Below are 22442 nucleotides of genomic sequence, written 5' to 3' on the forward strand. Positions count from 1 at the left end.
GGTCTGTATTTTTTGTGGATACATGCTCGGTTAGAAGGCAATATCGAAAAGGATTCTTGGACTTTTCGATGATTTTAAGAGCCCGCTCATGACTGCTTCGAAAGTCTCCCTGGTGCCGGTATTCAAGCTGTACGGTGAGACGACCGAATGGCCGACCCCCGACCTTATCCACTGCGAATCGATTCCCGAGCGCAGCCAGTTGCACGGTTGGGAGATCAAACCGCACCGCCACGCTGATCTGCTGCAGTTGCTCTATGTGCAGGCGGGTGAGGCGGAGCTGGAGGTGGAGGGGCATGTGCGCCTGGTGCGCAGTGCTTCGCTGCAGGTCGTGCCGGCGCTGTGCGTGCACGGCTTTCGTTTCTCGCGTGATGTTCAGGGCTATGTGCTGAGCCTGGCGCGGCCGCTGGTGGAACAGCTGGCCGCGCCGCTGGGCCAGCAATGTTTGCAGAGTCCCATGTGCTATGAGGTTGGCGAGCAGCGCCGTTATCTGGATGCCTTGTTCGAATCGATCAGCCAGGAATACGGCCGTCTGGAGCCGGCGCGGGAGCTGATGTTGCAATCGCTGATCAGTGTCCTGCTGGTTGCCATCGCGCGCCGGCAACTGGCGCGAAGCGAGGCACAGGAGCCCGCCGATGGCCGAGGGCGTGAGCATGTGCAGGCCTTTGTGCATTTACTCGAAGTGCACTTTCGCGAGCATCTACCGATTGAACACTACGCCTCGCGCCTTGGGATCAGTGCCGCTCACCTCAATGCGCTGTGCCGGCGGCTGGCCGGGCAATCCGCATTGCAGCTGATCAATCAGCGTCTGTTGCTCGAGGCCAAGCGCTGTCTGGTGTACACCACCATGACGGTGAGCCAGGTATCAGACAGTCTGGGTTTTTCCGAGCCGGGCTATTTTTCCCGTTTCTTCAAGCGTGGCAGCGGGCTTTCGCCCAAGGCATTTCGCCTGCACCGCTGAGCAGTCATGCAGGCGAAAGAGAGGCGGGTGCCGAAAGCACCCGCTGGGGAAGGGATCAGGGCTTGGCGATGCCGACCGAGTCCGGGGAAATTTCGATGGCCTTGGCCTTGTACATCGACCAGGTGGTGACCGACTGCCAGCGCTTGAGGAACTCTTCGGCTTCGGCGCCGTTGAGGTTCAGGCTCTGCGCGCCGAAGTTCTTCAGGAAGCCCTGGAACTCGGGGTTGGCAACGGCCTTGGCGTAAGCATCGACCAGCTTCTGCTTGACGTCGTCCGGGGTGTCCTTGTGCACGAAGGCGCCCCAGAACGGGCCCCACGGCAGGTACTCGGCGATGGCCGGCAGGGACTTGGTGATCGGCTCCACGCCCGGCAGTTCCGGGGTTTCCTCGGTGGCGAACACGGCCAGGGCCTTGAGCTTGCCGCTGCGTACCAGCTCACGGGCGGCGGCCAGGCTCAGGGGCATGAAGTCGATGTGCTTGCCCATCAGTGCAGTGATGCCGGGGCCGTCGCCACCGAAGGTCACTTCACGTACTTTCAGCTCGTCCACCGCGTTGATCATCGCGCTGACGGTGCTCGGCAGGCCGCCGGCGCCGGTGGAGCCCATGCGCAGGGTGTCCGGATTGGCCTTGGCGGCGGCCATCAGTTCGGCCATGTTGTTGAACGGCGCGTCGGCGTTCGCGGCGATCACCACCACGTTCTGGCCGATGATGTTGACCGGGTAGAAGTCGGCGTAATCGAAGTCGGCGAGTTTCAGCACTTTATAGAGCTGCGGGTTTTCGGCGCCGAGCAGGATGGTGTAGCCGTTCGGCCGCTGCTGCATGACGTGGGTGCTGCCGATCACAGCGGTGCCACCCGGGCGGTTGTTGAGGATGAACTTGCCGCCCAGTTCCTTTTCCACGTACGGAGTCAGGCTGCGCATGACGTTGTCGGTGGCGCCGCCGGCACCCCAGGGAATGACCGCCTGGATGCTGCGCTCGGGGTATTCGGCGTGGGCTGGCAGGGCCATGGTGAGGGCGCTGAGTCCGAGAGCGGCGCCAGTCAGTAGCGATTTGAACATGTGGAGACTCTCCATCGGTTGTTGTTGTGAGCCCCTGTCGGCCGGGGCACGCCTTGGAACCTGGGTATCAGCCGCGCGCCGAAGCGGGGCTGAACTTGCTCTTGAGTTTCTTCAGCAGCGGGGTGTTGCCCAGCAGGATCAGCACCACCGCGGCGCTGAGGATCAGCGACAGCGGGCTGGTGACCAGCCCTTGCAGCAGCTCCACCGGGTTGTCACCGGCCGAGGACATGGCCTGGCGATACGAGGTGTCCATCAACGGGCCGAGTATGGCGCCGAGAATGATCGGGCCCATCTGGAAGCCGAAGATCTTCAGCAGATAGCCGAGCACGCCGAAACCGAGCATCCAGTACACCTCGGTCATGCTGCTGTTGATCGAGTAGGTGCCGACCACGCAGAGCACGAGGATCAGCGGAATCAGCACGGCCTTGGGCATTTCCACGAACTTGGCGAAGAGCTTGATGCCCATCAGGCCAAAGATCATCAGAAACACGTTGGCCAGCAGCAGGTTGCCGACGGTGAAGTAGAAGATGTGCGGGTTTTCCACCATCAGCATCGGGCCGGGATTGAGGCCATGCACCACCAGGGCACCGATGATCACTGCGGTGACTGCATCACCGGGCATACCCAGGGTCAGCATCGGCACGTAGGCGCCACCGACCGCCGCACTGTTGGCGGTTTCCGGGGCTACCAGGCCTTCGTAGGCACCCTTGCCGAAGGGCTTGGACGGATTCTTCACGGTGCGTTTGGCATGGTCGTAGGCCATCAGCGCGGCGATATCGCCGCCTACGCCCGGCAGTACGCCGACGATGACGCCAATGATCGAGGTGCGGATCGACAACGGCAGGAATTTCAGGACCATGGCGAAGGACGGCAGGATCTTGTCCACCTTCTGGCGGATGACCGGGCTGTCGAGGTTATGCAGTTGATAGAAGGCCTCGGCAACGCCGAACAGGCCGATCATCAGTACCACGTAGTGGATGCCGCCCATCAGCTCGACCTGGCCCAGGGTGAAACGCCCCTGCGCTGTCACTGGGTCCATACCGACCAGGCCGATCACTGCGCCGAGGGCAGCGGCGAAGATGCCTTTGGCCAGCGAACCTTCTGCCAGGCTGCCGACCAGCAGCAGGCCGATGGCGGCGACCAGGAAGTAGTCGCGCGGGGCGAAGCGCAGGGCCAGTTCACCGATCAGCGGTGCGGCGCTGGCGAGCATGATGGTGCCGACGATACCGCCGACCACCGACATCACGGTACTCAGGCCGATGGCACGACCGGCCTCACCCTGTTGCGCCAGCGGGTAGCCGTCGAAGGCCGTGGCCACCGAGGAAGGTGCGCCGGGGATGTTCAGCAGGATGGCGCTGCGCGAGCCACCGTAAACGCCGCCGATGAAGATGCCAACGATCAGCGCCAGCGCATCGTTGACATCCCAGGAGAAGGTGAAGGACACCAGGATGGACACTGCCATGGTCACCGACAGGCCCGGGATGGCGCCGATATAGATGCCGGCGAAAGTGCCCAGCGCAGTCAGCATCAGCAGCTGCGGGTCACTCCAGGCCATCAGCAGGTAGGAAAGGGTATCGCTCATCTCGGGTGCCTCGTTATGGCAGGTAAACGCTGAACGCCAGGCTGAACAACAGATAGATCAGCACCAGCAACACAGCTGCGATCAGGATCGCGTTCAGTACGCGGCCGCCTCGCAGGTAGACGATCGACAGCACCAGAAAAGCGAAGGTGCTGACGTAGAAGCTGGCCCACTGGATCGCCGCCAGGTAGGCCACGGCCAGCAGGCCGAAGACCAGGGTGCGGCGCGGGAAGTGGGTGTCGCGAAATTGCTTGAAGGCATCCAGCCAGCCACTGCAGTCAGGCTTGGCCTTGCCGATCAGCTCGACGGCGATCTTCACCGCGGAGAGGATCATCACCAGCGCGACGCCGAGGGGAAACGCCCCTGGGGAATTGACCGAGGAGAAACCGGAAATCTGGTAGGCCAGGTAGAACACCACCAGGCTGGCCAGTAACAGCAGGACACAGAAGGTGCGCTCGCCGACCAGCATCTTGTCTGTCTTGTTCATGCTATCGCTCCGACAGAATGGGGGGAGGGTAAGGGGCTGAGTCAGGCTTTGCGCGCAGGCAGTAGTCTGGCAAGCAGCGAGCTGATCAGGCGCGGCCGAGAGCTCCCATGCATGCCATGACAGGCAGGGGCGAGGGCAGGCATGGCTAGCGTCGATAGGGATGACCAGTCGTCGAGCAACGAGCTGGGCGCCGGACGAGGAGCGATCCTCGCTGTGGCAGGGGTGGCCGGGGCACGCAGGTGCATAGGCTGTGACATGACAATTGACCTTCTTATATTTATTGGCTGCTGAAACATTCGAAGCGTGATGCACCAGGCAGAAGATCACTTCGGTTTCAGGCGTGGTAGGAATAGTGGGCCGACCAGGCTGGCCATTTCAATTCGCTAAACGGGGTTTTGTTCGATAACCGAACAAGAACGAACCAGTTAGTACATTGTGCGTCGCGCTGGCAGTATCGCGCGTCCGTGGCCCAGCATCCAGAGGCAGGCTCCGGTCTGGCTCGCGTCGCCGGGCGCTTGTCTCTTAGAATCGGCGCAAATTTTCCAGGATATTCTCATGGCCGGCAGTCAGATCGAACGCGCGCTCAGCCTTCTCGAAAGCCTCACTCGCGATGCCCGTGGCGTACAGATGCAGGCCCTGGCCGATGAGCTGGATATTCCCAAGAGCGCCACGCACCGCATGCTCGCCGAGCTTATGCGCCTGGGCTATGTGCGCCAGGATGCGCTCACCAGTCGCTATCGGCTGTCGACCAAACTGGTGGCGCTTGGCTTTCGCTACCTGGCCAATAGCGGCGCCGATGTGGTGCAGCCGATTCTCGATGCCTTGGCTGAAACCAGCGGCGAGCTGGTGCGCCTGGGCGTGATCGAGGGCGAGCGCCAGACCTGGATCGCCAAGAGCCAGGGCGCGCGCTCCGGCCTGCGTTACGACCCGGACATGGGGCGTGAGGCGCCGCTGTTCTATACCGCCTCCGGGCATGCCTGGCTGGCCAGCATGAGCGATGCCGAGGCCTTGGAACTGGTTGCTCGGCAGGGCATCGCCGACCCCGCCGAGTTCGGCCCCAATTCGCCGCGTAACCAGCAGGAGCTGCTGCAGCGCCTGGCGCTGGCACGCCAGCAGGGGTACGCCTGGGTCATGGAAAGTTCGTCGTTGGGTACTGCAGCGCTGGCCGCCGTGGTGCGTGACCCGCGTGACCGTCGGGTGATCGGTGTGCTCAGCATCGCCGGCCCGAGCGCACGCTTGCCGCTCGCGCGCATGCATGAGCTGGCCGCAGAGCTGCTGGCCGCTGCCGAAGAGTTGTCCGCTGCCAGCCCTGCCTCCGAGTTGTTTGCCTGATCGGCTAGACGGCGATATACCCAATCCATCGTAGGAGCGGCTTCAGCCGCGAACGGCTGATTCGCGGCTGAAGCGGAATGCCGCCCAGCCGCTCCTACAGGTAATCCGGGCCTGATCCAAATCCGACCTTTCTCAAGGCGCGGTGCGCATCGCGCACCCTACGAATCCCAGGTCAACTTCTGGAGGGCAGCGAAGCCTGCGATATCCGCTGTTTTTTCGTCTTGCGTAAATTTTGGAACTAGGTTCTAAATATTAAAAAGGTCTGCGCCTGATGTATTCGGTGCCTCCGCGTAAAGACGACAACAAGAGGATCAACGCGTGACTTCCCCCTTGCGTATTGTCCTGATCGGCGCTGGTGTCATGGGCCGCCAGCACCATCAGCACCTGCAGAACCTCACTGAGGCACGGCTCTGTGCCATCGCCGATCCCGGCCCCCAGGCCGCCGAGTTTGCGGCGCAATGCGCTGTGCCTTGTTTCGCCGATCACCAGCAGATGCTGGAGCAGGTGCGGCCTGAAGCAGTGATCGTTGCCAACCCCAACGCACTGCATGTCAGTACCGCACTCGACTGCATTGCCGTAGGCGTGCCGGTGCTGCTGGAGAAACCGGTGGGCGTGCACCTGGACGAAGTGCGCGAGCTGGTGGCGGCCAGCGAACGCAGTGGCGTGCCGGTGCTGGTCGGCCATCATCGCCGACACAATCCGCTGATCGCCCGTGCCCGCGAGTTGATCGAGGAGGGCGCTCTGGGCCGACTGACCACGGTGACCGCGCTGTGGCAGGTGCAAAAGCCCGACAGCTACTACGACATTGCCTGGCGCCGCGAGGCCGGGGCCGGGATGCTGCTGACCAATCTGATTCACGACCTCGATCTGCTGCGGCACTTGTGCGGCGAAGTGCGCCAGGTACAGGCCATTACCAGCAATGGCGTGCGCGGTTTCGCCAACGAGGACAGCGCAGCGGTGCTGCTGCAATTCGAAGGTGGCGCGCTGGGCAGCCTGACCGGCTCCGACGGCGTTGCCGCGCCCTGGAGCTGGGAGATGACATCGGGCGAGAACCCGGTCTACCCGCGCCAGGCCGATCAGCCCTGTTATCTGCTCGCCGGTACCCGCGGCGCCTTGAGCGTTCCGCAGCTCAAGCACTGGCAGTACAGCGAGGCGGGCGCTGGCTGGCACCAGCCGTTGCAGCAGGTGCAGGAACATTTCGATGCCGGCGAAGCATTGCGCCGCCAGTTGCAGCATTTCGTTCAGGTCGCCCGTGGCCAGGTTGAGCCGCTGGCCAGCGCTGCCGATGCTGGCCGCACCCTGGCGTTGGTCGAGGCCATTCGCCAGGCGGCGGAAAGCGGCCAGGCCTGCGTCCCCGAAACCCTCTGAGCAGAGAACCATCATGAGTGAACGTATTCTTTCCCTGGCCGCCCTGACCGTGCTCGAGCTGTCGCCGCCGGAAATGGTCGAGGTGGCGGCGCGCGCCGGCTACAGCCATGTTGGCTTGCGTCTGGTACCGGCCACGCCCGAGGAGCATCACTTCCCGCTGGTGGCCGATGCCGGCCTGCGCGCGCAGACGTTGCAGCGCCTGCGCGATACCGGCGTTCGGGTGCTCGATGTGGAAATCCTGCGCCTGAAGCCGGACACCCGCGTCGCCGATTTCGAGGCGATCCTCGCCGTCGGCGCCGAGTGTGGCGCCAGCGAACTGCTGGTGGCCGGCAACGACCCGGACGAGGCGCGGCAGATCGACAACTTCGCCGGGCTCTGTGATCTATCCGCGCAGTACGGCCTGCATCCGCACCTGGAATTCATGCCCTGGACCGACGCCCGCGATCTGGCCCAGGCGGCGCGTATCGTCGCCGCGGCGGGCCGCCCCAACGGCTGCGTGCTGGTCGATGCCTTCCACTTCGACCGCTCGGCTTCGCGCCTGCAAGATCTGGCGGCAGTGCCCGCCGAGCGCTTGCGCTACGCTCAGTTGTGCGACGTGGCCGGGCCTCGTCCAGCTGACATGGAGGAGATCCTGCGCCAAGCGCGCAACGAGCGGCGCTTTCCCGGTGATGGTGACTGCGATCTGCTCGGCTTGCTGCGAGCCCTACCGGCAAATATCCCGCTGAGCCTGGAAATTCCGACCCGACAGCTGCTGGAGCAGGGTGTCAGCGCATTGCAGCGAGCCCGCATGGCGCTGGAGAAGACCCGGCAGCTGCTCGACCGTCGGTCGTGATGCAGCCAGTGCTTGCCGCAGTGGATGTAGGCGCTGGGCCGCGGTGGTCTGTATAGTTAGTTGTCTTGCTATCTTTTTTGCGGCGAGTCCGCCTTCCGGGTATTTCATGAGTCTCACTCCATTGTCCGGCGCCAATCACCCGCTCAAGGGGATCGGCCTGATGGTGCTGGCGACCTTCCTGTTCGCCAGTCACGATGCCATGTCCAAATACCTGTCGGGTTTCTATCCAATCATCCTCATCGTCTGGGCGCGCTACCTGGTGCACACCCTGCTGATGGCCGGCATCTTCCTGCCGCAATCCGGTTTGCGCGTGCTGCGTACCAAACGGCCTGGCCTGCAGGTGCTGCGGGCGCTGTGCCTGCTGGGCGTGAGCCTGCTGTTCACCACGGGGCTGATGTTCATCCCGCTGGCCGAGGCAACCTCGGTGATCTTTCTCGCGCCGCTGCTGGTCACGGCGCTCTCGGTGCCCTTGCTCGGTGAACGCGTCAGCGTCGGGCAATGGGTGGCGGTGATCATCGGCTTTGTCGGGGTGCTGATCATCGTGCATCCGGGCGGCAGCCTGTTCACCCCGGCGGTGCTGTTGCCGCTGAGCGCAGCGCTGTGTTTCAGCTGCTATCAGATCCTCACCCGGCGCCTCAGTGAAGTGGACAGCGCGACCACTAGCAACTTCTTCGCCGGCCTGGTCAACACGCTGGTGATGAGTCTGCTGGTGCCGTTCTTCTGGCATGTGCCGAGCCTCACGCACGGTTTGATGATGCTGGCGCTAGGCGGCTGTGGCATGGCCGCTCACCTGCTGCTGACCCATGCCTTCCGCCATGCCGCGCCTGCCTTGCTGGCGCCGTTCGGCTATGTGCAGATCGTCTTCGCCGGGTTGCTGGGGCTGCTGGTGTTCCAGCACAAGCCGGATACCACGGCGATGATCGGTATCCTCATCATCTGCCTCAGTGGTTTGGCGGCTGCCTGGCAAAGCCGGAAACCGTCCCGGAAATGATCGATGTTCGATTATCGAACGGAAAACTAACCAGTTCGTTCATTTTGAATTGCTGATCTCTCCGACCCTGCCAATAATCCAGGCTACGAACAATCCATGAGCGCCGACCAACCGGCCGAGTGAGGGCTCATGAGCGCGTCTCGCCTCCCTCACTTTGCCCGCCACGGCGCCGCCTCAGCCCGGAGCCGTCTATGCAGCGTTCAATTGCCACCGTTTCCCTCAGCGGTACCCTGCCCGAGAAGCTCGAAGCCATTGCCGCCGCCGGCTTCGACGGTGTGGAAATCTTCGAGAACGACCTGCTCTACTACGACGGCAGCCCCACTGAGATTCGCAAGCGCTGTGCCGACCTCGGCCTGGCCATTACCCTGTTTCAGCCATTTCGCGACTTCGAAGGCTGCCGCCGTGACCGCCTGCAGCGCAACATCGACCGTGCCGAGCGCAAGTTCGACCTGATGCAGGAACTGGGAACCGACCTGGTGCTGGTGTGCAGCAACGTCGCCGCCGACTCGCTGGGCGACGATGAAATCCTCATCGACGACCTGCGCCTGCTCGGCGAGCGCGCCGGCGCACGCGGCCTGCGAATCGGTTACGAAGCCCTGGCCTGGGGCCGCCACGTCAATACCTATCAGCAGGTATGGAAGCTGGTGCGCCAGGCCGACCATCCGGCCGTCGGGGTGATCCTCGACAGTTTCCATACCCTGTCGCTCAAGGGCGACCCGAGCGCCATCGCCGATATCCCTGGCGACAAGATCTTCTTCGTGCAGATGGCCGATGCGCCGATCCTGGCCATGGACGTGCTGGAATGGAGCCGTCATTTCCGCTGCTTCCCGGGGCAGGGCGAATTCGATCTGGCCGGTTTCCTCGCGCCGATCCTGCGCACCGGCTACCGCGGTCCGCTGTCGCTGGAAATCTTCAACGATGGTTTCCGTGCCGCGCCGCCGCGTCAGAACGCCGCCGACGGCCTGCGCTCGCTGCTCTATCTCGAGGAGAAGACCCACAAGCGTCTCGAGAAAGAGGGGCATCAGATCGAGCCGGGCGTACTCTTCACCCCGCCTGCGGCGCACCGCTACGACGGCGTGGAGTTTCTCGAGTTCGCCGTCGACGAGGCTGTCGGCGCGCGTCTGTCCGGCTGGCTGGAGCGACTGGGCTTTGCCCATGCCGGCCAGCATCGCTCCAAGGACGTCAGCCTGCTTCGCCAGGGCGATATCAACATCGTGCTCAACGCCGAACCTTATTCCTTCGCGCACAACTTCTTCGAGTCCCATGGCCCGTCACTGTGTGCCACCGCGCTGCGGGTGAAGGATGGTGCCGCTGCGTTGCAGCGCGCCTGCGACTATCGGGGTCAGCCCTATCGTGGCCTGGTCGGCCCCAACGAGCGGGAAGTGCCGGCAGTGCGCGCTCCCGATGGCAGCCTGATCTATCTGGTGGAGCAGGCGGGAGCAGGGCAGACCATCTACGACAGCGACTTCAGCCTGGACGCCAATGCCCAGGCCAGCGGCGGGCTGCAGCGCATCGATCACATGGCGCTGGCACTACCAGCCGATTCCATGGATAGCTGGGTGCTGTTCTACAAGAGCCTGCTCGACTTCGAAGCGGACGACGAAGTGGTCCTGCCCGATCCTTACGGCCTGGTGAAAAGCCGCGCGATACGCAGCCGTTGCAGTTCGATTCGCCTGCCGCTGAACATCTCGGAAAACCGTAACACCGCAATTGCCCACGCCCTGTCCAGCTATCAGGGCTCCGGCGTGCACCACATCGCCTTCTCCTGCGAAGACATCTTCGCCGAAGTGGCGCGGGCCAAAGAGGCAGGCGTGCCGCTACTGGAAATCCCGCTGAACTACTACGACGATCTGGCCGCGCGCTTCGACTTCGACGACGAGTTCCTCAGCGAGCTGGCCTATTACAACGTGCTCTATGACCGTGATGCTCAGGGCGGCGAGTTGTTCCACGTCTACACCGAGCCGTTCGAGGAACGCTTCTTCTTCGAAATCATTCAGCGCAAGGGCGGCTATGTCGGCTATGGCGCGGCCAACGTCGCGGTGCGTCTGGCCGCCATGGCCAAGGCGCGCAGTGGTGGCTTGAAGCGTCCGCGGTTATAAGTGGGTGCAGGTGGCAGCCTGTCCGGTTGCCGCTGCGGCCTGCCATAATCCGCCCCACCAATACCTATAAAAAAGACCATTGCCGTATGACCGAAGCCGTTGCCAACCTGGCCACTCAACCTCTCGAGGTGGTGCGCAAGGTACGTAAGAACAATCCGGAGAAAACTCGCGAGAGCATTCTCCAGGCCGCCATCACGGAGTTCGTTCAGCAGGGCCTGTCCGGCGCCCGCGTGGACGCCATCGCCGAGCGTACCGCGACCTCGAAGCGGATGATCTACTACTACTTCGGCAGCAAGGAGCAGCTCTATCTCGAGGTGCTGGTCAAGCTCTACGGCGATATCCGCGGTACCGAGAGTCGCCTCGATCTGGCCTCCTTGCCACCGGTGCTGGCGATCCGTCGGCTGGTGGAGTTCACCTTCGATCACCATGACCGCAACGTCGACTTCGTGCGCATCGTCAGCATCGAGAACATCCACTACGGCGAGTACGTCAAGCAGTCGCCGGTCATCCGCCAGATGAGCAACGTGGTGCTCGACACCCTCGGCAAGACCCTGCGTCGCGGCGAGGAAGAGGGTGTGTTCCGCCCCGGTATCGATGTGCTCGATGTGCACCTGCTGATCAGTTCGTTCTGTTTCTACCGGGTGTCCAACCGCCATACCTTTGGCGAGATCTTCCAGATCGACCTGCCCGACGAGCAGGTCAAGCAGCGCCACAAGGCGATGATCTGCGAGGCGGTGCTGCGTTATATCCAGGGCTGAAGATCGGTGCGGATATGCAAAGGGCCCTGGCGGCGTTGTCGCTGCCAGGGCCCTTTTTGCATGAGTACGCTCAGAAACTGGCGAAATGCGCCTGCATGCGTTCGGCATCGGCCGGGCGGCCGCTGAACAGTTCGAACGCCTTGACCGCCTGGAATACCGCCATGGTGCCGCCATCCAGGGTGCGGCAGCCCAGGGCGCGAGCGTGGCGCAGCAGTTCGGTTTCCAGCGGAAAATAGATGATCTCGGCCACCCACAGCCCGGCATGCAGCAGCTCCACCGGCAGCGGTGTGCCCGGCAGTTTGGCCATGCCCACCGGCGTGGTGTTGACCAGCCCATCGGCAGCGGCGACTTCACCGGCCAGGTCTACACCGGCGATGGCGCGCTCGGCGCCAAAGTGAGCGTTGAGATTGTCCGCCAGGGCCTGGGCGCGGCCGGGCTCCACTTCGAAAATGCAGAGGCGTTCGACGCCTTCGGCGAGCAGGGCGTGGGCCACGGCTGCGCCTGCGCCGCCTGCCCCCATCTGCACCACGCGCCGGCGAGCCACGTTGGGCAGGCCGCGACGCAAGCCCTCGGCGAAACCCAGGCAGTCGGTGTTGTGGCCGACCCGCTTGCCGTCCTTGAGTACCACGGTGTTCACCGCGCCAATACCACGCGCCTCGCTCGACAGCTCATCGAGCAGCGGGATGATCGCCTGCTTGGCCGGGAAGGTGATGTTGAGACCAGTAAAGCCCATGTGCTGCGCCGCATCGAGCAGGCTCGGCAGCGCGTCGAGGTCGAGGCCCAACTGGTCGAGATCGATCAGGCGGTAGAGGTAGCGCAGCCCCTGCGCATCGCCTTCGCGTTCGTGCATGGCGGGCGTGCGGGAAGCCTGAATGCCTTTGCCGATTAGGCCGGCGAGAATGCCGCTGGTAACGGAGGACATGGTCTTAACCCTTGAGCGATTGAGCGAAGTACTGCAGGCCCAGTCGGTAACCCTGACTGCCGAGCCCACAAATGACACCGACGGCAATCGGCGAGACGAAGGAGTGATGACGGAACGGTTCGCGCTTGTGCACGTTGGACAGATGCACCTCGATGACCGGTAGTTCGCTGGCTACCAGGGCATCGCGGATGGCCACCGACGTGTGAGTCCAGGCTGCCGGATTGATCAGGATGCCGGCGCAGCGCCCTCGTGCGGCATGAATCCAGTCGAGCAGTTCGCCCTCATGGTTGGTCTGGCGAAACTCGATCTTCAAGCCGTGTTCGGCTGCAGTATCGGCGCAAAGCCGGGAAATGTCGGCGAGGGTTTCATGGCCATAGGTAGCCGGTTCGCGGGTTCCGAGCAGGTTCAGATTGGGGCCGTTGAGTACAAGAATGCAGGGCGTCATGGGGTATCTCTTGTTGTTGTGGCGTGACTGCAAGGAAAATGTACTAACTGGTTAATTCAGTCAATTCAGCGGTTGCTAGTTAAAGCGTGCAAGAAAAAGTCCGACACCCTCGAGCGGGGCGTCAGGCTCAGTAAAATCGCGGGTTGCAGGGGATTTCGGTAAGGCCGAGGGATGCTCGCAAAGTGGGCGATTATCGCCCGGTGGCTAGCTGCTTTCGCCAGCCTGCGCCACCTGGTTGCGGCCGCTGTGCTTGGCCAGGTACAGGCCTTCATCGGCCTTGATCACCAGGCTCAGCGGGTCATGCTCCACAGAGGGCCGGATGGTCGCGATACCGATGCTTACGCTGATTGGAGAGCCCGTTTTGGGGAGATCGTGAGGAATACCCATCGCCTCTACGGCGCGGCGGATCTTTTCTGCCTGCAGGCGCGCGCCGCCGGCGGCCGTGCCGGGCATGATCACGGCAAATTCTTCACCGCCGTAGCGTGCGGCCAGATCAGAGGCGCGCGTACAGCTGCCGCGCAGCGATTCACCGACGCGGCGCAACACTTCATCGCCAGCGACGTGGCCATGCTGGTCGTTATAGGCCTTGAAGTAGTCGACGTCGATCATCAGCAGCGACAGCTCGCTCTGATCGCGCAGGGCGCGGCTCCATTCGATCTCCAGGTATTCGTCGAAGTAGCGGCGGTTGGCCAGGCCGGTGAGGCCATCGGACTTGATCAGGCGTTGCAGCACCAGGTTGGTGTCGAGCAACTGCTGCTGGCTTTCGCGCAGGGCGCGGTAGGCTTCGTCGCGCTGCAGCATGGTCAGATAGGAGCGCGAGTGGTAGCGAATGCGCGCGAGCAACTCGATCACGTCCGGCAGCTTGACCAGGTAATCGTTGGCGCCGGCGGTGAAGGCGGCGCTCTTGACCTTGGGGTCCTCCTTGGTCGACAGCACGATGATCGGCACATCGCGCAGGCCGGGCGCGGCACGGTACTGGGCGAGCAGTTCGATACCGTCGACGCCGGGCATGATCAGGTCCTGCAGGATCACCGTCGGCTTGATCTGCTGAGCCACGCTCAGCGCCTGATGTGGGTCGGAGCAGAAGTGGAAGTCGATGTCGCTCTCTTCGCTCAGCGCCCGCCGCACGGCTTCACCGATCATGGCCTGGTCGTCGACCAGCAGCACCATCATCGAGTAGTCGGGCAAGCCGTAATGATGATTGGAGTTCCCTTGAGGCCATTGCATAAATGCGTCTCCGCCTTTGTTGTCGTAGGTTGCGCGGCTGCTTTGGCCGCGGGTTGGCGTTCTTAGCCCAGGCGCTCGAGCAGGCGCGCCGCAATTCTGTCCAGAGGCAGCACTTCTGCTGCGGCGCCCAACGCCACAGCGGCCTTGGGCATACCGTAGACGGCGCTGCTGGCCTGGTCCTGGGCGATGGTATGAAAGCCGCGTTCGCGCATCAGCTTCAGGCCCCTGGCGCCATCGCGCCCCATACCCGTCAGCAGCACGCCAATTGCATCACCTCGCCAGTAGGTGGCCACGCTCTCGAAGAATACATCGATAGAGGGCCGGTAGACCTGATCGGCCGGCTCGCGTCGGTACACCAGGCGCCCCTCCGGTGCCAGGTACAGGTGATTGTTGGTGCCGGCCAGGAGCACGGTGGCCGGTTGCAGCACTTCGCCTTCCCGGGCCAGGCGCACCGGCATGTGCGATTCACTGCCGAGCCACTGGGCCATGCCGGCTGCGAAGACTTCGTCGACATGCTGCACCAGCACGATGCTGGCGGGAAAATCCGGCGGTATCTGCCGCAGCAGCTCCACCAGCGAAGCCGGGCCGCCAGCCGATGCGCCGATGGCCACCAGGCGCTTGCCGCGGTTCTCGGTGCTGCGCACCGGCGTCGGTTTGACCGAGCGCGAGGTCTTGTGGCCGATCATCCAGGCGATGTTGTGGATCTTGCGCCTTACCGTCGCGGCATCGAGTACCTGTTGCGGGCCAAGCGACGGCGCGGCGACCACATCCAGTGCGCCGGCACCCATGGCGTCGAACACCCGCGACATGTTGCGTTCGACGTCCGAGGTGACGATGAGAATGGCGCAGGGCGTGTCATGCATGATTCGTCGGGTCGCCTCCACGCCGTCCATGCCGGGCATAAGCATGTCCATCAGCAGCAGGTCGGGCAGGTCGTCGCGGCAGCGGCTGACCGCCTCCTCGCCGTTGCCGGCTACCCAGATCAGCTGGTATTCGGGTTCTGCCGCCAGCGCACGGCGCAGGGCTTCGACCGCCAGGGGCATGTCGTTGGCAATGGCGATCCTCATTCGCGGGCCTCACCGATCAGGGTTTGCACGGCATCCAGCAGTGCTTCGTCATGGAAGCTGGCCTTGGCCAGGTAATAATCGGCGCCGGCCTCCAGGCCGCGGCGGCGATCCTCTTCACGGTCCTTGTATGACACCACCATCACTGGCAGCGAGCGCAGGCGTGGGTCCTGGCGCACTTGCGTGACCAGTTCGATGCCGTCCATGCGCGGCATGTCGATATCGGTGATCAGCAGATCGAAGGTCTCGGCGCGCAGGGCGTTCCAGCCGTCCATACCATCCACGGCGACAGACACCTGATAGCCACGGCTGAGCAGCAGCTTGCGCTCCAGCTCGCGTACGGTAAGCGAGTCATCCACCACCAGCACACGCTTGCTGACCGCCTGGCGCGCATGGCTGGCATGGTCGACACGCTCCAGGTGACCGGTGCCGAGCAATTTGCCCACCGAGTTGAGCAGGTCGTCGACGTCGAGGATCAGCACCGGCGTGCCGTCGTGCAGCAGGGCGCCGGCCGCGACGTCGCGCACCTTGCCCAGGCGCCCATCGAGCGGCATCAGCACCAGGGTGAACTCGCCGAGGAAGGCTTCGACCGCCAGGCCGTGATACTGCTCGCGGTCGCGAATCAGCACGATGGCAATGCTGTCATCGTCGCCCTGTTTTTCATTGCATTGCAGCAGCTGTGCAGCGGAGATCAGGCCGACGTGCTCGTCCTCCAGCCAGAAGTGCTGGCGCCCCTCGAGCTGGACGATGGCGCTGCGCGGCAGGCGCAGCATGCGTTCTATCTGCGCCAGCGGGAAGGCATAGGCCTCGCCGCCGATGGTCACCACCAGGGCGCGCACCACCGAGAGGGTCAGCGGCAGTTCGAGGTGGAACAGGCAGCCCTGATCCGGGCGCTGCAGCAGACGCACGTTGCCGCGCATGCGGCGAATCTCGTGCTGCACCACGTCTAGGCCGACACCGCGACCGGATACTTCGGTGACCTGCTGGCTCATGCTGAAACCAGGCAGGAAGAGGAAGGCCAGCAGCTCTTCCTCGGTCATCTGCTCGACCTGCTCGGCGGTGGCGAAACGCCGTTTGACCACCGCCTGGGCGACGCGCTCGAGGTCGATGCCGGCGCCGTCGTCGCTGACTTCCAGCACCAGCATGCCGGCATGATGACGGGCGCGCAGCTGCACCACGCCTTCTTCCGGTTTGCCCTTGCGGGCGCGCAGCGCCGGTGGCTCGATGCCGTGGTCGACGGCGTTGCGCAGCAAATGCGTCAGTGGTGCTTCCAGGCGCTCCAGCACGTCGCGGTCGACCTGGGTATTCTCGCCTTCGATTTCCAGACGCACCTGCTTGCCCAGTGAGCGGCCAAGATCGCGCAACATGCGCGTCTGCCCGGTCAACACATCGGCGAACGGACGCATGCGCGAGGCCAGGGCCAGGTCGTACAGCTGCTGCGTGCGTTGCCCGCCGTACCAGACGAAGTCGTCGAACAGTTCCTGATGAGCCTGGAGATGTTGCTGGCATTCGATCAGCAGGTTGCGGCTTTCGGTGAACAGCGCCTGCGCGGTGGCGTCCAGCTCGGTGCCGAGCAGGTGCTCGCGCAATGTCTCCAGGGTACGCCGCGCTGACTCCTGCTGGCGTTTGAGGCGATGCAGCGAATCGTTCAGCGGCTTGGTGCGCTGGAACTCCACCAGCGATTTGCCGGACAGGTCGATCAGGTGATCGAAGCGCTCGGCCGACACCCGCAATACGCGACTGATGCGTTCGTCGGCCACCGGCTCGGCTGGCTGCGGGCTGGTTGCCATGAACGTTTCGGGCAGGCTGGCCGGTTTGGCTTCGGCGACAAACGTGGCGCTGTCGCCAGGTTGCACGCGCAGTGCCGGCACGGCGTTGCCAAGCAGTACCTGCAGGCGCGTGGTGACGGTTTCCACCCGCGCTTCCAGCTCGGCGTCCTGCTGCGCCTGACCGATGCGCAGGAGCAGGTCGGAGCCTTGCAGCAGGGCGTCGATATGATCGGGCAGCAGCCGCAGCAGGCCTTCCTGGGCAGCGACCAGCAGGTCCTCCATGGCGTGGGCGACCTGCACGCCATTGTCCAGGCCAACGATACGCGCTGCGCCCTTGAGCGAGTGCGCGGCGCGCATGCAGGCTTCCAGCTGGCTGGCGTTGGCCGGGTCGCGCTCGAGAATCAGCAGGCCGGTGTCGAGCACCTGCTTCTGCGCCTCGGCCTCCAGCCGGAACAGGTCGAGCAGCGATGCATCCCTCATCTGGTCCGGTGTCACGCGAGGCTCCCGATCATGGTTTGCAGCAACTGTTCGTCGTCGAGCAGGGTAATGCTCTGTTCCTGCCATTGCAGGACGCCCGCAGTGAAACGGCTGATGGCGCGCTTGTCGTCATGTTTGACGCTGCTGATGCGTGCCACAGGGATGCGCTGGATGCCGCTGACCTCATCCACCGGCGTCACCAGCGGGCCGCTGTCGCTCTCCAGAATCAGCATGCGCGGGATCACCCGGCGCTCGCCACGGCGCGCATCCTGCTGCGTGTCGAGGCCGAGTAATTCGGCCAGCGACAGGCAGGCCACCAGGGTACCGCGTACGTTGGTCACGCCCAGCAGGCCATGGCTGTTGCGGTGTGGCAGTACGTGAATCGGTGAGACCGGCATCACCTCGGCCAGGCAGCGCGTGGCGATGGCCAGCCATTGTTCGCCAAGGCGGAAGATCAGCAGTGAGCGTTGTGCGCCCTGCGTCTCCTCGCTCTCGCCTTGGCCGTAGTCGTCATCGCCACGCTCCAGGGCGCTGCCATAGCGGTCGAGCAGGGCGATGGCCGCTGCGCCGTAAACCTCGCAGTTGCGACAGTGAATATGCCGCTCCAGCAGCGGGCAGCTCTTGTCGCCGAATACGCCGATGCGATTCCAGCAATCGTCCACGGCAGCCTGGCTGTGCAGCAGGTTCTGATCAGTCACGTTCGCCTACCTCGGGGTTCTGCGCACGGCGATACAGGCGCTGGGCACCACTCTGGTCGCCCTGCGCTTCCAGGTGTGCGGCCAGATGGGTGAGCGCCTCGCGGTGCTGCGGTTCGAGATAGATCGCCTTGCGGTAGTAGGCGCAGGCCTGGTCACCCTTACCTGCCGCATCGCAGAGCAGGCCCAACCAGTAATAAGCGGCGGCGCTGGGGCCGTTGTGTTGCAAATGCTGCTCGCTGCGCTGGCGTGCCTCGTCGATACGGCCGGCGTTGGCCAGGTTGGCGACTTCGCTCCAGATATCCACTGCCTGCACCTGTGGCGCCGCAGCGCTCAGCGTTCTGCTTGCGGGGCGTGGCCTGTTCGGCTGGATGGCGCGCGTTGGTATCGCCGCGGCTGGGCGCGTGCGGCTGGCGGGTACCCGCGTCGGCACGTTCATTACTGGCTGGGCCGGGGCCATGCGAAAGGCGAAGGTCTGCTGTCGGCCCAGCGCCTGCAAACCGTTCTGGCTGGCCAGGCTAGCCTCGGCCGGGCCGATGAACAGCGTGCCGCCTTCCTGCAACTGGCGCTTGAGCAGTTCCAGCACGCGCACCTGGGTCGGGCGGTCGAAATAGATCAGCAGGTTGCGGCAGAAGATGAAGTCGTAGCTGGGTTCGCCGACGAACAGGCTGGGGTCGAGCAGGTTGCCGGTGCGCAACCTGACGCAGGTGCGCACCCGCTCGTCGAGGAGAAAGCCTCCGGCATCCTGCTCATGGAAAAAACGATCGCGAAAGGCCAGGGCATCGCCGCGGAACGAGTTGCGCCCGTAGAGGCCCTTGCGTGCCTGTTCCAGCACCTTGTCGCTGACGTCCAGTGCCTCGATCTGAAACTGTTCGGCGGCAAAGCCGGCATCGAGCAAGGTCATGGCGATGGAGTAGGGCTCTTCACCGCTGGAGCAGGGCAGGCTGATCAGGCGCAGCGGCCGGCCGCCGTGCAGTTGGGCGTGGCGTTCCTGGGCCAGGCTGGCCAGTGCGTTGAACGATTCCGGGTAGCGGAAGAACCAGGTTTCCGGCACCACCACGGCTTCCACCAGCGCCTGCTGCTCGCGCGGCGAACCACCGAGAGTGGTCCAGTAGCCTTCCAGGTTCTGCTGGCCGAGGGCGCTCATGCGCTGACGTACGGCGCGTTCGATCACCGTGCGGCCGACCGATTCGGCTTCCAGGCCGATGCGGCTTTTCAGCAGGCGCTCGATATGCTCGATCATGCCGTCAGCCCTGTTCCGCAGGTTGGAACAGCAAGGCGCGTACCTCGTCGTCGAGCAGCCCGGCGACCTCGATGCGCTGGATCATGCCGCGGGCATCGCGTTGCAGCGGCCCCAGGTAATCGGCCTGACCGGCTTCCAGGCCGCTGGCCTGGAATGCGCCGCTGGGCAGGCGCAGGGTGTCGGTGGCCTGCTCCAGGATGAGGCCGAGCACCGTCGCTTGCTCACCCTGTTGCATGTCGAAGCGCACCAGCACCAGCCGCGTACTGCTGCGGGGCAGGGCGGGGCGACCCAGCACGCGGCGGCTGAGATCGATCACCGGGGTCATCCGGCCGCGATGCTCGAACAGCCCGGCCACCCACTGTGGTGCTTCGGGCACCTGTTTCAGGCGGCGCAGCGGCAGCACTTCGACCACCTGGCTGGCGGGCAGGGCGTAGCGATCGTTACCGAGCTGAAACTGCAGGTGCAGTTCGCCGGCTGCTGCTTTGCTGGAAGCCGGCATGTTCAGACCTTGAAGCGGCTGACGCCAACGCGCAGGTTGTTGGCCACCTGATTGAGTTCATCGATGGCGGCGCCAGCCTGGCGCAGCGAGTCGACGGTCTGGCTGCTGGCTTCGCCGAGCTGCACCAGCGCCTGGTTGATCTGTTCGGCGCCGGTGGACTGCGCCTGCATGCCTTCGTTGACCATCTGGATGCGCGGCGCCAGGGCCTGCACCTGCTGGATGATCTGGCTGAGCTGGTCGCCCATCTGCGCCATCTCGCCGATGCCGCGGCGCACTTCCTCGGAGAACTTGTCCATGCCCATCACGCCGGCGGATACCGCGGACTGGATCTCGCGCACCATCTGCTCGATGTCGTAGGTGGCCACGGCAGTCTGGTCGGCCAGGCGGCGCACTTCCACGGCCACCACGGCGAAGCCCTTGCCGTACTCGCCGGCTTTTTCCGCCTCGATCGCGGCGTTGAGCGACAGCAGGTTGGTCTGATCCGCCACCTTGACGATGGTGGTCACCACCTGGGTGATGTTGCCGGCCTTCTCGTTGAGGATCGACAGCTTGCCGTTGACCACGTCGGCCGCGCCCATCACCTGATGCATGATTTCTTCCATGCGGGCCAGGCCGAGCTGGCCGGTGCCGGCGAGAATCGAGGTCTGCTCGGCGTTGTCCGATACCTCGCCCATGGTGCGGACCAGATCGCGCGAAGTCGCGGCGATCTCCCGTGAAGTGGCGCCGATTTCAGTGGTGGTGGCGGCGGTCTCGGTGGCCGTGGCCTGCTGCTGGCGCGAGGTGGCGGCGATCTCGGTGACCGAGGTGGTCATCTGCACCGCCGAGCGCTGGGCGTTGCCGACCAGGTTCTTGAGCTCGCCGACCATGCTGTTGAAGCCCAGCTCGATGGCGTTGAATTCGTCGCGTCGGTGCAGGTCGAGCTTCACCGACAGGTCGCCGCTTTCCAGGGATTTGAGGGTGGCGACGATGCGTTCTACAGGTTGGGTAATGGCGCGCATCAACAGCCAGCCGCAGATCGCCGCGACCAGGGCTGCCAGCAGAATGGCCATCAGCAGAGCGAACTCCAGCACGCGAACCTCATCGCGGATCACACTGGCTGCCTGTTCGGATAGCTGGCGATTACGGTCGATCAATGCATCCAGCGAACTCTGTGCCTGGTCCCAGAGCGGGAACAGCTTCTCGGATGCAAACTGGCGGGCCTGTTGCGGGCTGCTTTGCTGCAATTGTTCGATCAGTTGCTCATGGGTTCGCAGATACTGCTGGTGTAACTGGTTGAAGCGATCAGACAGCGCCTGCTCATCGACGTCGCTGACGGAGGCCTTGTAGCGGCCAAGCAACTCATTGAGACGGTCCTCGATCATGGCGAACTGCTCGGCATGATTGGCCAGAGCGTCCGTCTCGGCATTGCCCATGATATTGAGCAACAGGCGCCGTGTTTCCAGCATGTGCCTGGCCCATTCACCCTGTACCTTGCTGATGTAGTAGGCGCCCGGTACCGAGTCGTTGAGCATGTCGTCGGCCTCGCTCTCGATCTGCACCAGGCGAGCATAAGAGGCGCCAGCCAGCAGAACCAGAATGGCGATGATCAGCAGAAAGCTGACAATGATTCGATTGCGTACGGTCAGGTTCATCATGTCCATTGGGCCTGGCAGGTCAGTTTTGCTCATCGATTACAGCACACCGGCATGTCGCCGTTTTGCCTGGGTGTAACGAATGTGTACCGGTTGCCTGGCGAAAGGCAATAAAAAAGCCGGCTTGTGGCCGGTGTATTATTGTTGTATCTCATTGATTTTATAAGATTTTATATTTATAAATTACTTTGACCCACACTTTGACCCACACTCTGGTGGGTCGCTGCCCTGGGGCGATGATTTCAGATGGCTCTTGGGCTCATCTCTCTATGCTTGAATACGGCGGCGTCGATGGCCTCTTGGATTACACGCAGGTGTTCCTCTGCAAGAGGCGTTGCAGCGGCTTCTTCCTCGGGGGATAGCGCAGGGAGTGTTTCCTTTAGGTAGGCCTCCCACTGCGCAAGCTGTTTTATGCAATGGCGCAGCTGCTTCCAGGTTTCATCAATGCGGATCTTGGCTAACTCTTGTTCAAGCTTGCGTGCGTTGCGTATGGCTTTCATTGCCTGAGATTCGTGCCTGGCTTCCTCTTTGTTAATGGAAACCTGTTTAGAGGCTACCTCGATCAGGCTTTCAATCACGCCTGTTTCAGTAATTTTGTGTCTTTTTGCCAAGGTCTTGAGCTTTGCCTTGGTTGCTTTGGGGAGGGTGAAGGAGCACGTCTGCCGGCCACCCTCTGTCGCTCGATAGCGCCGTTGCCGGATGGCATTTCTCAGTCGCTGAATGAGCTTTACGCCTTCGGCCTCTTTTTCTAGGGCATGGATCGATCTGACAAGCGAGCTGAAAATCGTCGCGGCCATCAGGCTGAGCTTGTCCTTGAGTCGATCAGGGCAGTGTTTGGACAGATAGTTCGCGGCCCACTGCCACTCTTCATGATCATCCTCATTGAGCCAGCTCGGCTTGCCTTCAGTCCTCGCCATCCACCTCTCTCCTCTTACTGAGCTCCACCACCATGCCGTGGGCGCTCGCTATGCCAAGCCTGTTAACAGAAAAGATAACTGATGTGTTAGCT

At 63.4% G+C, this 22442-nt stretch carries 20 protein-coding genes; 7 read left to right on the top strand and 13 right to left on the bottom strand.

Features of this window, described 5'->3' with window-relative positions:
- Positions 1–88: 88 nt before the first annotated feature.
- A complete protein-coding gene (locus tag BM186_RS22875; RefSeq protein WP_074918605.1) occupies positions 89–958 on the top strand; it encodes a helix-turn-helix domain-containing protein in 870 nt (289 codons plus the stop codon).
- Between the two features lie 55 nt (positions 959–1013).
- On the opposite strand, the gene BM186_RS22880 is transcribed toward BM186_RS22875, so the two are convergent.
- The 3 genes from BM186_RS22880 to BM186_RS22890 form a co-directional block, all read right to left on the bottom strand.
- On the bottom strand, positions 1014–2015 hold the full coding sequence (locus BM186_RS22880; RefSeq protein ID WP_072424461.1) for a tripartite tricarboxylate transporter substrate binding protein: 1002 nt from the start codon (positions 2013–2015) through the stop codon (positions 1014–1016).
- 67 nt (positions 2016–2082) lie between these two features.
- Entirely contained in the window at positions 2083–3597 is a 1515-nt protein-coding gene (locus BM186_RS22885) for a tripartite tricarboxylate transporter permease (RefSeq protein ID WP_074918607.1), read from the bottom strand.
- 13 nt (positions 3598–3610) lie between these two features.
- Positions 3611–4081 (bottom strand): tripartite tricarboxylate transporter TctB family protein, encoded by a 471-nt coding sequence (locus tag BM186_RS22890; RefSeq protein WP_072424459.1) that lies wholly within the window; start codon positions 4079–4081, stop codon positions 3611–3613.
- A gap of 555 nt (positions 4082–4636) precedes the next feature.
- On the opposite strand from BM186_RS22890, the gene BM186_RS22895 reads away from it, so the two are divergent.
- From BM186_RS22895 to BM186_RS22920, 6 genes are all read left to right on the top strand, one after another.
- Positions 4637–5413: an IclR family transcriptional regulator gene (locus BM186_RS22895; protein WP_074918609.1), complete on the top strand. Its 777-nt coding sequence runs from the start codon at positions 4637–4639 to the stop codon at positions 5411–5413.
- Between the two features lie 318 nt (positions 5414–5731).
- Positions 5732–6781: a Gfo/Idh/MocA family protein gene (locus tag BM186_RS22900; RefSeq protein ID WP_074918610.1), complete on the top strand. Its 1050-nt coding sequence runs from the start codon at positions 5732–5734 to the stop codon at positions 6779–6781.
- Between the two features lie 13 nt (positions 6782–6794).
- Complete coding sequence (locus BM186_RS22905; protein ID WP_074918612.1) at positions 6795–7613, top strand: sugar phosphate isomerase/epimerase family protein; 819 nt, start codon at positions 6795–6797, stop codon at positions 7611–7613.
- Between the two features lie 106 nt (positions 7614–7719).
- Entirely contained in the window at positions 7720–8604 is an 885-nt protein-coding gene (locus BM186_RS22910) for a DMT family transporter (protein ID WP_074918614.1), read from the top strand.
- 191 nt (positions 8605–8795) lie between these two features.
- Complete coding sequence (gene quiC, locus BM186_RS22915; RefSeq protein ID WP_074918616.1) at positions 8796–10703, top strand: 3-dehydroshikimate dehydratase QuiC; 1908 nt, start codon at positions 8796–8798, stop codon at positions 10701–10703.
- A gap of 86 nt (positions 10704–10789) precedes the next feature.
- The gene (locus BM186_RS22920; RefSeq protein WP_045736196.1) at positions 10790–11461 is read left to right on the top strand and encodes a TetR/AcrR family transcriptional regulator; all 672 of its coding nucleotides are present in this window, start codon (positions 10790–10792) and stop codon (positions 11459–11461) included.
- Positions 11462–11531: 70 nt separating this feature from the next.
- Here the strand turns inward: BM186_RS22920 and BM186_RS22925 are convergent, their stop codons facing one another.
- The 10 genes from BM186_RS22925 to BM186_RS22970 form a co-directional block, all read right to left on the bottom strand.
- Entirely contained in the window at positions 11532–12383 is an 852-nt protein-coding gene (locus BM186_RS22925) for a shikimate dehydrogenase (protein ID WP_074918618.1), read from the bottom strand.
- Positions 12384–12387: 4 nt separating this feature from the next.
- On the bottom strand, positions 12388–12828 hold the full coding sequence (gene aroQ, locus BM186_RS22930) for a type II 3-dehydroquinate dehydratase (RefSeq protein WP_055987317.1): 441 nt from the start codon (positions 12826–12828) through the stop codon (positions 12388–12390).
- Between the two features lie 204 nt (positions 12829–13032).
- Positions 13033–14055: a response regulator gene (locus BM186_RS22935; protein WP_074918620.1), complete on the bottom strand. Its 1023-nt coding sequence runs from the start codon at positions 14053–14055 to the stop codon at positions 13033–13035.
- 62 nt (positions 14056–14117) lie between these two features.
- Complete coding sequence (gene cheB, locus BM186_RS22940; RefSeq protein WP_072424449.1) at positions 14118–15122, bottom strand: chemotaxis response regulator protein-glutamate methylesterase; 1005 nt, start codon at positions 15120–15122, stop codon at positions 14118–14120.
- Complete coding sequence (locus BM186_RS22945) at positions 15119–17383, bottom strand: hybrid sensor histidine kinase/response regulator (protein ID WP_074918622.1); 2265 nt, start codon at positions 17381–17383, stop codon at positions 15119–15121. Before BM186_RS22945 ends, cheB begins: the two co-directional genes overlap by 4 nt.
- Entirely contained in the window at positions 17380–18063 is a 684-nt protein-coding gene (locus BM186_RS22950) for a chemotaxis protein CheW (protein ID WP_074918623.1), read from the bottom strand. The genes BM186_RS22945 and BM186_RS22950 overlap by 4 nt, the downstream gene beginning before the upstream one ends.
- Positions 18056–19303 carry a CheR family methyltransferase gene (locus tag BM186_RS22955; protein WP_074918625.1) on the bottom strand — a complete coding sequence of 416 codons (1248 nt, stop codon included), beginning with the start codon at positions 19301–19303 and terminating at the stop codon, positions 18056–18058. Before BM186_RS22955 ends, BM186_RS22950 begins: the two co-directional genes overlap by 8 nt.
- A gap of 4 nt (positions 19304–19307) precedes the next feature.
- On the bottom strand, positions 19308–19802 hold the full coding sequence (locus BM186_RS22960) for a chemotaxis protein CheW (protein WP_074918627.1): 495 nt from the start codon (positions 19800–19802) through the stop codon (positions 19308–19310).
- Between the two features lie 2 nt (positions 19803–19804).
- Positions 19805–21436 (bottom strand): methyl-accepting chemotaxis protein, encoded by a 1632-nt coding sequence (locus tag BM186_RS22965; protein ID WP_072424522.1) that lies wholly within the window; start codon positions 21434–21436, stop codon positions 19805–19807.
- Positions 21437–21675: 239 nt separating this feature from the next.
- Entirely contained in the window at positions 21676–22350 is a 675-nt protein-coding gene (locus BM186_RS22970; protein WP_034019461.1) for a hypothetical protein, read from the bottom strand.
- Between the last annotated feature and the right edge of the window lie 92 nt (positions 22351–22442).

Source organism: Ectopseudomonas toyotomiensis, from assembly GCF_900115695.1.
Classification (GTDB): Bacteria; Pseudomonadota; Gammaproteobacteria; order Pseudomonadales; family Pseudomonadaceae; genus Aquipseudomonas; species Aquipseudomonas toyotomiensis.

Excerpts from the sequence above, each read along its gene's own strand:
- BM186_RS22875 (WP_074918605.1), top strand. The coding sequence starts at position 89 with ATGACTGCTTCGAAAGTCTCCCTGGTGCCGGTATTCAAGCTGTACGGT.
- BM186_RS22880 (WP_072424461.1), bottom strand. The coding sequence starts at position 2,015 with ATGTTCAAATCGCTACTGACTGGCGCCGCTCTCGGACTCAGCGCCCTC.
- BM186_RS22885 (WP_074918607.1), bottom strand. The coding sequence starts at position 3,597 with ATGAGCGATACCCTTTCCTACCTGCTGATGGCCTGGAGTGACCCGCAG.
- BM186_RS22890 (WP_072424459.1), bottom strand. The coding sequence starts at position 4,081 with ATGAACAAGACAGACAAGATGCTGGTCGGCGAGCGCACCTTCTGTGTC.
- BM186_RS22895 (WP_074918609.1), top strand. The coding sequence starts at position 4,637 with ATGGCCGGCAGTCAGATCGAACGCGCGCTCAGCCTTCTCGAAAGCCTC.
- BM186_RS22905 (WP_074918612.1), top strand. The coding sequence starts at position 6,795 with ATGAGTGAACGTATTCTTTCCCTGGCCGCCCTGACCGTGCTCGAGCTG.
- BM186_RS22910 (WP_074918614.1), top strand. The coding sequence starts at position 7,720 with ATGAGTCTCACTCCATTGTCCGGCGCCAATCACCCGCTCAAGGGGATC.
- quiC (WP_074918616.1), top strand. The coding sequence starts at position 8,796 with ATGCAGCGTTCAATTGCCACCGTTTCCCTCAGCGGTACCCTGCCCGAG.
- BM186_RS22920 (WP_045736196.1), top strand. The coding sequence starts at position 10,790 with ATGACCGAAGCCGTTGCCAACCTGGCCACTCAACCTCTCGAGGTGGTG.
- BM186_RS22925 (WP_074918618.1), bottom strand. The coding sequence starts at position 12,383 with ATGTCCTCCGTTACCAGCGGCATTCTCGCCGGCCTAATCGGCAAAGGC.
- aroQ (WP_055987317.1), bottom strand. The coding sequence starts at position 12,828 with ATGACGCCCTGCATTCTTGTACTCAACGGCCCCAATCTGAACCTGCTC.
- BM186_RS22935 (WP_074918620.1), bottom strand. The coding sequence starts at position 14,055 with ATGCAATGGCCTCAAGGGAACTCCAATCATCATTACGGCTTGCCCGAC.
- cheB (WP_072424449.1), bottom strand. The coding sequence starts at position 15,122 with ATGAGGATCGCCATTGCCAACGACATGCCCCTGGCGGTCGAAGCCCTG.
- BM186_RS22955 (WP_074918625.1), bottom strand. The coding sequence starts at position 19,303 with ATGATCGAGCATATCGAGCGCCTGCTGAAAAGCCGCATCGGCCTGGAA.
- BM186_RS22960 (WP_074918627.1), bottom strand. The coding sequence starts at position 19,802 with ATGCCGGCTTCCAGCAAAGCAGCAGCCGGCGAACTGCACCTGCAGTTT.
- BM186_RS22965 (WP_072424522.1), bottom strand. The coding sequence starts at position 21,436 with ATGATGAACCTGACCGTACGCAATCGAATCATTGTCAGCTTTCTGCTG.
- BM186_RS22970 (WP_034019461.1), bottom strand. The coding sequence starts at position 22,350 with ATGGCGAGGACTGAAGGCAAGCCGAGCTGGCTCAATGAGGATGATCAT.